This window comes from Agromyces salentinus, assembly GCF_009749395.1.
Lineage (GTDB): Bacteria > Actinomycetota > Actinomycetes > Actinomycetales > Microbacteriaceae > Agromyces > Agromyces salentinus.
The window spans coordinates 104,122-111,456 of record NZ_WBIR01000017.1; the positions used below are offsets into that span (position 1 = coordinate 104,122).

The following is a 7,335-nucleotide window of genomic DNA, read 5'->3' on the forward strand; positions in this document are numbered from 1 at the left end:
GACTCATCGGCCCGCGTCTGCGGTGCGGCTCAGCGCAGGTCGCGTCGCAGCGGAACGGCGACCGCGATGCAGGCGGCCGCCGCGGCGTAGGCGAGCAGGACGAGTGCGCCGATCATCGGCGACGTCGGTGCGGCCGACGCCAGCGGGAGCTGCTCGGCGATGGCGTCGCTGAGGAAGGTGAAATCGGTCAGCGCCGCGGTCGCGCCTTCGGGCAGGTACGGATGTATCGCGTTCACTCCCGGGATGATCATGAGCACGTGCTCGAGGAAGTAGAAGTACCCGACCACGATGCCGACGGCGAGCAGTTGGTGGCGTGCGAGTGCGCCGATGGCGACGCCGAGGATCATGTACACGGCGGCCGCGAGCGAGAGCCGTACGAGCAGCATGACGAGCACGAGGGGCGGTACACCAATCTCGACGCCCTGCACGGCCGCGCCGAGCGCCACGGCTCCTCCGGCGAAGAGCGAGGCGACGACCCCGTAGGCGACGCCGAGCACGCCGAACACGACGAGCTTCGCGGCGAGTACCCGGCCGCGGCGAGGGGCGGTGAGGAAGGTCGTCCCGATGGTGCGGTGCCGGTACTCGCTCGTGACGGCGATCGTGCCGATCAGCGCGGGCGCGAAGAGCAGCAGCCCGCTCATGCCCACGACGATGCCGACGCCCTCGGCGGTGTCGAGTCCGGGCAGTGGAGGGGTGGCATTCTCGGGGCCGATGAGGGCCAGCAGGCCGGTCAGCCCGCCTCCGCTGCACGCGGCGATGACGAGCGTCCACATCGGGAGCCGGGTGCCAAGGAGCTTGGCGAACTCGCCTCGGATCAGTCGGTTCATGCGCGGACTCCTTCGATGGGTGCTCCGGATGCTCCGGGTGCAGTGCGTGGCGCCGCGTCGGAGGTGAACCGGAGGAAGGCCTCTTCGAGGCTCGTGCCGTGCGCGGTGAACTCGGCGAGCGACCCCTCCCACGTCACCCGCCCACGATCGATCAGCACGAGGTCGTCGACGCCGTACTGGAGTTCCGTGAGGACGTGGCTCGAGAGCAGGACCGTGCGCCCGCTGGCGGCGTACTCGCGCAGGAACGTGCGGAGCCAGACGATGCCCGCTGGGTCGAGCCCGTTCGACGGCTCGTCGAGTACGAGCACCGCCGGATCGCCGAGCAGCGCCGTCGCCAGGGACAGCCGCTGCCGCATGCCGGTAGAGAAGGAGCCCACCCGACGGTCGAGGTACGCGGAGATGCCGGTGGGTTCCGCCACCCGCTCCGCGTTCGCTGCCGCGTGCCCGCCGAGCGCGCAGTACGCGCGAAGGTGTCCGCGCGCGGTCATCGCGGGATGGGCGCCGGCGATGTCGAGCACGGCCCCCACCGTGCCCGAGGGGTCGTCGAGGTCGCGATACGGGACGCCGCCGATGAGGGCGGTTCCCGCATCGGGGCGCGTCAGGCCGAGCAGCATCCGAAGCGTCGTGGACTTGCCCGCTCCGTTGGGGCCGAGGAAACCCGTGACTCGTCCCGGATGCGCGTTGAAGGTGGCGTCGCGCACGGCGTCGACGCCGGCGAAGCGCTTGGCGAGACCGGCGACCTCGACGCCTGTGCCGCTCATCGCCGGACCTCTTTCGCGATCGCGTGGTGGATGCGAGGGGCATCAACATCGCTGAGCAGGAGTTCATCGAACTCCTGGCCCGCCAGTCCGATGCGGAGCAGCGGAAGACCCCGTCGCATCGCGACGAGCCTCCGGACACCCGATGGATGCCGGAACGTACCGAGCTTGATGCGCCCCGACACGACGAGTCCTGAGCGCACGCCGAGAACTTCGGCACTCCAGCCAGGCAGCAATTCGACACGGCTGATCGCAGCGTAGGCGACCGAATACTGGGAGCGCCCGGCCATCATTGCCTCCCAAGCCGGGAACTCGACGCGCAAAGTCGAGGCATCGACACGAATGGCGGTCATGGGATGGTTCCTCTCGTTGGCGTACTCTTGATGAGATATTGAGAATGATCGTGGTGTCGTGCCGAAGAAATCGCCGATCGCGGATGTGGTCATGCATCCGGTTCGACTGCGAATCATCCAGCAGGTCGGCACCCGCGGCGTCACCACCTCGGAGCTTCGGGCCGCCCTTCCGGATGTCACTCAGGCGACGCTGTATCGCCACGTCGCCGCCCTCGTGGAAGCGGACATCCTCGCCGTGGTCGACGAGCGGCGGGTGCGCGGGGCCGTCGAACGAACCCTCGCCCTCGGCGGGCGAATGGCGCACGTCGATCACGCCGAGCTCCGCGAAATGGGCGAGCAGGAGTTGCGCCAGTCGTTTCTGACCTTCCTCGCGCACCTCGGCGAGACCTTCGATCGGGCGAGCACCGACGGCGCGTTCCGGGACTTCCTCGGCTTCGGGCAGGTGCAGTTGCAGGTCACGACCGCCGACCTGACCGAGATCCAGGCGCGCCTGACTGAGCTGCTGACGCCCTACATGACCGCCAAGCGCCCCGGGAGCCGAACCGTGACGCTCGCAACGGCCCTCATCCCCGAGCCCGACGAAGAGCGCTGAGCACGCGCGCGATCAGGTTCTGGTCGCCTGCTTCGTGGCGATCGCGAAGTAGGCGACGACGCGGCGTGATCATCACGACTCAGGCGATAGCCGGCCGCCTCGGGAGGGCGCGTTCTACTGTCTCTCGAGCGCGAGGCGTCCGGCGAGGATGACATAGGTGCCGGCGAACGTTCGGCGCAGCCAGGCCATGACTCGCGGACGGCTGATGACCTGGTTGCGCATGGTGGCGGCGAAGATCCCGTAGAGCGCGAACACGACGAAGGTGAGCGCCATGAAGACGAGGCTGAGCGTTGCCATGTGCAGTGTGCTGTTCGGGCTTCCGGCCGGGACGAACTGGGGAAGGAAGGCGAAGAAGAAGATCGTCAGCTTGGGGTTGAGGAGGTTGAGCGTCACGGCGGTGCGAATGACTCTCCAGGTCGAGATGGGATGCGCATCCCCGTCGATTTGGATCGCGGACTTGTCGCGCAGCGTCTGCCAGGCGAGGTAGAGCAGGTAGGCGACTCCGAGCCACTTGATCGTCTGGAAGGCGACCGCGGAAGCGTTCAGGATGGCGGCCAGCCCGGTGATCGCGGCGAGCATGTGGGGGATCACGCCGATCGTGCAGCCGAGCGCGGCGATGATGCCGGCCCGAGCTCCGCGGGAGAGGCCGGCCGCGATCGAGTACACAGCGCCCGTACCCGGCGTGGCGACGACGACCAGCGTGGTGAGGAGGAAGGCGAGGCTCATGAGCTCTGTCTCCCATGAATCCGGCGATCCGTGCCGGCAGGGACGGGCCGGATCATCATGTCCGCACCATCCGCGCACTCAGATCGAGCAGCAGCCGCCGAGGAAGGAAGCGTGTCATCGTGGCTGTCAGGGCGTTCCCTGCCCCGCACACTACTCCGGGCGGCGTGCGCCGGGCATCGAGAGCGCGCAGGGCGATGTTGACCACGGTGTCCGCGCTCTGGAACCTCCCGACAGCCGCCGACTCGGTGCCGACGATTTCGAAGAACTCAGTGCGGGTCGATCCGGGTGACAGTGAGAGCACCTTCACGCCGTTCGGGCGGGCTTCGTGCCACACGGCCTCCGTGAAACTACGGACGAAGGCCTTTGCCGCACCATAGACGGCCATTCCCGGGACTGGCTGAAAACCGGCCGTGCTGGCGACGTTGACGATCCCCCCATGTCTCGCGGCGATCTGGTCGGGCAGGTAGGCGCGCGTCATCGACACGAGCGCCCGCACATCGACGTCGATCTCGCGCTCCATTCGCGCGTCATCGCTCTCGGTGAGCGGGCCGTGCGTAGCGAACCCGGCGCTATTGACGAGCAGGTCCACCGGCCCCGTCAAGGCGCGGAGTTCCGCCCCGATGCCCGGTCGCGAAAGATCTGCCGGCACGACCTCGACACGGATGCCGTTCCGCGCGCGCAGCTCCTCCGCCAGGGTGCGCAGGCGATCCTGGCGCCGCGCGACGAGGACGAGATCGGATCCCCGCGCGGCAAGAGCGCGAGCGAAGGCTGCGCCGATGCCGGAACTCGCGCCGGTGACGAGACTGCGGGCAGGAATGAAGGGCATGTTCGCTCCGAATCAGATGAAGGTTTACAGCTGTGAACTCATGTTGGTTTACAGGTGTACACTGATGCAGGTGACAATGCAACCGCGTACCCCGAGTCCGCGGGGGGAGGGCGACCGCCTTCGCTCCGAGCTGATGACGGCGGCCAGAGGACTCCTCCTCACGCCGCGAGCGGGCGCATCGTTCTCGCTCCGCGCGCTCGCCCGAACCGTCGGCGTCTCCCCGACCGCCGTGTACCGGCACTTCAATTCGGTCGAAGATCTCGTCGCCACGGTGATCGACGATCAGAGCCTTCTTCTCGGCGCAGCAGTAGGAACGCTCGATGGTGAACTGAGCGTCGATGCACTCGCGCAGTTCGGACTCAGATACGTGGAATGGGGCCTCACGAACCCCGGCGCGTATCAGCTCCTGTTCGAGAGCGCCGAACGCTACCAGGTTGCCGTAGGCCCGGGCACGGCGGGCTACGCGATCCTCGAGAGCGTCGCGCATTGGCTGCATCAGGGCGGGCGAGAACCTTCGACCGAGCTCGCGACACGGGCATGGACGGCTCTGCACGGCGTGACCTCCCTGCGCATCCACAAGCCCGCACTCCCGTGGCCGACGTCGATCCAGACCGAGGTCACCCGTATCGCGCACGTGGCGCTCGACGACCCCAGGTGAAGGATGCCTCCGCAGGAGGCCAATCGATACTGCAGCAGGACGAGCGCAAGTGGCCGGTCTGGAACCTGACCGGCAGCGGATCGTCGAACGCGGGACGCGTCGAACGGCGTCGTCAGGTGGACAGGGCGTCCTCGTACGCCCGGAGCGCGCGGATGACGACCGCCCGCGCATCGGCGTCGAGCGGTGCGAGTGCGTGCCGCCAGGCGGTCGCGCTGTCCCCGAGCCAGGCGTCGATCGCGCCGCGCCGCGCCTCAGCGAGGCCGATGAGCTTGCGGCGCCGGTCGCCGGCATCCTCCGTGCGGTCGAGGAGCCCCTGGTCGACGAGGTCGCCGACCATCAGGCTCACCGTGCTCGGTGCGAGAGTCAGGGCGGACGCGAGTTCGTTGACCGTGAGCGGTCCGTCGAGGAGCATCGCGAACAGGGTGAGGTGCCTGGGGGTGAGCTCGTACCCGACGAGCTCGGGCGGGAGCGTGCGGCGCTTGGCGCGTCCGATGATGCGCGGCATGACCACGAGCAGCGAGCGGATGTCGTCTTCGATGGACGCGGTGCGATCGTGGCTCACGAAGGTCCTCCTCGGCCGGTGACGGATGCCGCGCTCCGCCGGCGCGTCGGACGACCTTGACGAATGTGGCTCCGCGAATTAGTTTTGAAAGCAAAGCTAATTGGCTTTCAGAGTCATTCTCTCACGGAGGACCGCATGGATCCCGAGCTCGACAGCCTGGCCGACCCGCGCACCAACGACGACGTGATCGCGGCGTTCCGGGCGCAGAACGGTCGAGTCGGCGGCATGTTCGCCGGCGCCGACCTGGTACTCCTGACGACGCGTGGAGCCCGGACCGGCCTTGCGCGTACGACCCCGGTGGCGGCAAGGCATGAACCTGATCGCTTCCTCGTCTTCGCGACGAATGCGGGCGCCGCCCGCGACCCCGCCTGGCTCCTCAACCTTCGCGCGTACCCCATGCTCGAGGTCGAAGCACCCGGCGTCGACCGTGTCGAGCGGTTCGCCGCTCGGGCCGTCGAGCAGTCAGTGGAGGAATCTGCACGTCTGTACGCCCTCCAGGCAGCCGATGACCCCGCCTTCGCGGCCTATCGCGAGCGCACGCCACGTGCCTTCCCGGTCATCGCGTTGGAGCGCATCGACGACGGGTCCGGTCAGCGGCGGCGAGCGTGAGCCATACGTGTGCGATGGAGGATCTGTCTGCGAGCGCGGCGAGACCGTGCTCGGATTCCGTTAGCTGTCTGTGGTGGCCACGGGTGGGGCGGTGGGGCGGGGTGGAAGGCCAGCCTGCTCGCGGCAGGTGGAATCGTCGCCTTGGTGGATAGCGAAGTCCTGATCCTCTGTTGCCTCAACCCCGTAGGCGAGTTCGTTGGGATCGAGTTCTGCCGCCCATCCCTTGTCTACGAGACATGCCACCGGTGTTGCGAGTTGCTCGCGTGGATCGGGAGTGCAGGCTGTGAGACCGGCGATCGTGAGCGCGCTGAGAACGGTTACGGTCGCGATGCGCGAGCCAGAGATGGTGAAGTGCTTTCGGCGATTCTGGCAGCGCGGCGAACGGGGTGACGAGATGTTCACCCTTTGTTTGCGGGCGTGCGAGCGGCCGGCCTTCCCCGAGCATCAGTGCTTTGAAGTGCACCTGCCCAGCGAGCGGATCCGCCCGCGGGATCCCCAAACGGGATGAGCGAGGTGGAGCCGTCACAACGCTTGGTACCCATTCACTCGTCCGCCCGGCGAGCTCTCATCGTGCGGATAGTGTCGGCGACGGCCGCGGCCTGGAGCGGGTCGCGGGTAGCTGCCGCATCGACCACAATCGGCTCCTCGTCGACCGGCGACTCGAAACTCCCGGCATGCCCGGTCAAGATGGCGTCGATGACGTCCGGGCGTTCCTGCTGTGCACGGTTGGCGAGCACTCGCTCGCGTTGCAGAGCAGCGTCGATGCGAACCCAGACGATCACGAATGAAGCGTCTCCCGCGTCCGCGACCTCACGCCAGCCGTCGCGGATGAACCGTGGCGACCCAGTGTCGTCCACGACCACGTATCTGCCCTCTCCTAGGCGATTACGAGCGCGCTCGTGAGCAAGTCGATTGGTCGTCGCCCATTCTTCGAGAGGGATGCCCTGGCCGCCGTGGAGTCCTCGCTCGGCGTTGATGAGGTCGAGGCTGATCAGTTCGGCGTCAAGCTCGCGAGCGAGCGCGCTGGCGAGCGTGCTCTTACCTGCGAACGAGAGACCACACATGAGGGCGAGCGTCATGAGTAATACGCTAGGCCTAGATGCCGCCCGGTGATCGATCCATTTGCGGGCGCTTCGTTACGTCGCTTGGAAGCAGTACTCGTGATGCTCGGCAAATAGGCTGAGCCGCGGGAGGACCGGATGAAACAGAACAAAGTGAGCGGTATCGAAGACCTGTGACGGGGCCGGATTCTGGGCGTTCGACTCGGGTGCCGCGGGTGTTCATCGTTGGGCTCGGCGCGGTCCTCGTGTACGTGTTGGTCGCGGGCGGTGCCGCGAATCTCCTCACGGCATGGTTCTCAACCGACTCGGACCTTGCCGATTTCGCGTTAGGTCATTTCCCGCCGCTGATTCTCCTCATCGCCG

Annotated in this window: 10 protein-coding genes; 3 read left to right on the plus strand and 7 right to left on the minus strand. The window is 67.4% G+C overall.

Annotated elements, in window-relative coordinates:
* Positions 1 to 29 precede the first annotated feature (29 nt).
* From GQQ95_RS15190 to GQQ95_RS15200, 3 genes are read right to left on the minus strand one after another with little or no spacing between them, the layout of a single operon-like run.
* Positions 30 to 827 carry an ABC transporter permease gene (locus GQQ95_RS15190; protein WP_157428512.1) on the minus strand — a complete coding sequence of 266 codons (798 nt, stop codon included), beginning with the start codon at positions 825 to 827 and terminating at the stop codon, positions 30 to 32.
* A complete protein-coding gene (locus GQQ95_RS15195; protein WP_157428513.1) occupies positions 824 to 1,588 on the minus strand; it encodes an ABC transporter ATP-binding protein in 765 nt (254 codons plus the stop codon). The genes GQQ95_RS15190 and GQQ95_RS15195 overlap by 4 nt, the downstream gene beginning before the upstream one ends.
* A complete protein-coding gene (locus GQQ95_RS15200) occupies positions 1,585 to 1,938 on the minus strand; it encodes a hypothetical protein (RefSeq protein ID WP_157428514.1) in 354 nt (117 codons plus the stop codon). Before GQQ95_RS15200 ends, GQQ95_RS15195 begins: the two co-directional genes overlap by 4 nt.
* A 58-nt stretch (positions 1,939 to 1,996) precedes the next feature.
* On the opposite strand from GQQ95_RS15200, the gene GQQ95_RS15205 reads away from it, so the two are divergent.
* Positions 1,997 to 2,530 carry a helix-turn-helix domain-containing protein gene (locus GQQ95_RS15205; RefSeq protein ID WP_157428515.1) on the plus strand — a complete coding sequence of 178 codons (534 nt, stop codon included), beginning with the start codon at positions 1,997 to 1,999 and terminating at the stop codon, positions 2,528 to 2,530.
* Between the two features lie 114 nt (positions 2,531 to 2,644).
* On the opposite strand, the gene GQQ95_RS15210 is transcribed toward GQQ95_RS15205, so the two are convergent.
* On the minus strand, positions 2,645 to 3,256 hold the full coding sequence (locus GQQ95_RS15210; protein WP_157428516.1) for a LysE family translocator: 612 nt from the start codon (positions 3,254 to 3,256) through the stop codon (positions 2,645 to 2,647).
* 55 nt (positions 3,257 to 3,311) lie between these two features.
* Positions 3,312 to 4,082 (minus strand): SDR family NAD(P)-dependent oxidoreductase, encoded by a 771-nt coding sequence (locus GQQ95_RS15215; protein WP_157428517.1) that lies wholly within the window; start codon positions 4,080 to 4,082, stop codon positions 3,312 to 3,314.
* Between GQQ95_RS15215 and GQQ95_RS15220 the strand changes: the two genes are divergently transcribed.
* Positions 4,072 to 4,740, plus strand: a complete 669-nt coding sequence (locus GQQ95_RS15220; protein WP_170297091.1) for a TetR/AcrR family transcriptional regulator — start codon at positions 4,072 to 4,074, stop codon at positions 4,738 to 4,740. The two genes, GQQ95_RS15215 and GQQ95_RS15220, sit on opposite strands and share 11 nt — an antisense overlap.
* A gap of 112 nt (positions 4,741 to 4,852) precedes the next feature.
* Here the strand turns inward: GQQ95_RS15220 and GQQ95_RS15225 are convergent, their stop codons facing one another.
* A complete protein-coding gene (locus GQQ95_RS15225) occupies positions 4,853 to 5,302 on the minus strand; it encodes a MarR family winged helix-turn-helix transcriptional regulator (RefSeq protein ID WP_246205574.1) in 450 nt (149 codons plus the stop codon).
* A gap of 63 nt (positions 5,303 to 5,365) precedes the next feature.
* Between GQQ95_RS15225 and GQQ95_RS15230 the strand changes: the two genes are divergently transcribed.
* Positions 5,366 to 5,911 carry a nitroreductase/quinone reductase family protein gene (locus GQQ95_RS15230; protein ID WP_212275505.1) on the plus strand — a complete coding sequence of 182 codons (546 nt, stop codon included), beginning with the start codon at positions 5,366 to 5,368 and terminating at the stop codon, positions 5,909 to 5,911.
* Positions 5,912 to 6,453: 542 nt separating this feature from the next.
* On the opposite strand, the gene GQQ95_RS15235 is transcribed toward GQQ95_RS15230, so the two are convergent.
* Positions 6,454 to 6,990 carry a P-loop nucleotide/nucleoside kinase family protein gene (locus GQQ95_RS15235; protein WP_157428519.1) on the minus strand — a complete coding sequence of 179 codons (537 nt, stop codon included), beginning with the start codon at positions 6,988 to 6,990 and terminating at the stop codon, positions 6,454 to 6,456.
* Positions 6,991 to 7,335 lie beyond the last annotated feature (345 nt).

Bases quoted from the DNA above. Each gene is read 5' to 3' on its own strand.
- GQQ95_RS15200 (WP_157428514.1), bottom strand. From the start codon at position 1,938: ATGACCGCCATTCGTGTCGATGCCTCGACTTTGCGCGTCGAGTTCCCG.
- GQQ95_RS15215 (WP_157428517.1), bottom strand. From the start codon at position 4,082: ATGCCCTTCATTCCTGCCCGCAGTCTCGTCACCGGCGCGAGTTCCGGC.
- GQQ95_RS15210 (WP_157428516.1), bottom strand. From the start codon at position 3,256: ATGAGCCTCGCCTTCCTCCTCACCACGCTGGTCGTCGTCGCCACGCCG.
- GQQ95_RS15190 (WP_157428512.1), bottom strand. From the start codon at position 827: ATGAACCGACTGATCCGAGGCGAGTTCGCCAAGCTCCTTGGCACCCGG.
- GQQ95_RS15235 (WP_157428519.1), bottom strand. From the start codon at position 6,990: ATGACGCTCGCCCTCATGTGTGGTCTCTCGTTCGCAGGTAAGAGCACG.
- GQQ95_RS15220 (WP_170297091.1), top strand. From the start codon at position 4,072: ATGAAGGGCATGTTCGCTCCGAATCAGATGAAGGTTTACAGCTGTGAA.
- GQQ95_RS15195 (WP_157428513.1), bottom strand. From the start codon at position 1,588: ATGAGCGGCACAGGCGTCGAGGTCGCCGGTCTCGCCAAGCGCTTCGCC.
- GQQ95_RS15230 (WP_212275505.1), top strand. From the start codon at position 5,366: ATGTGGCTCCGCGAATTAGTTTTGAAAGCAAAGCTAATTGGCTTTCAG.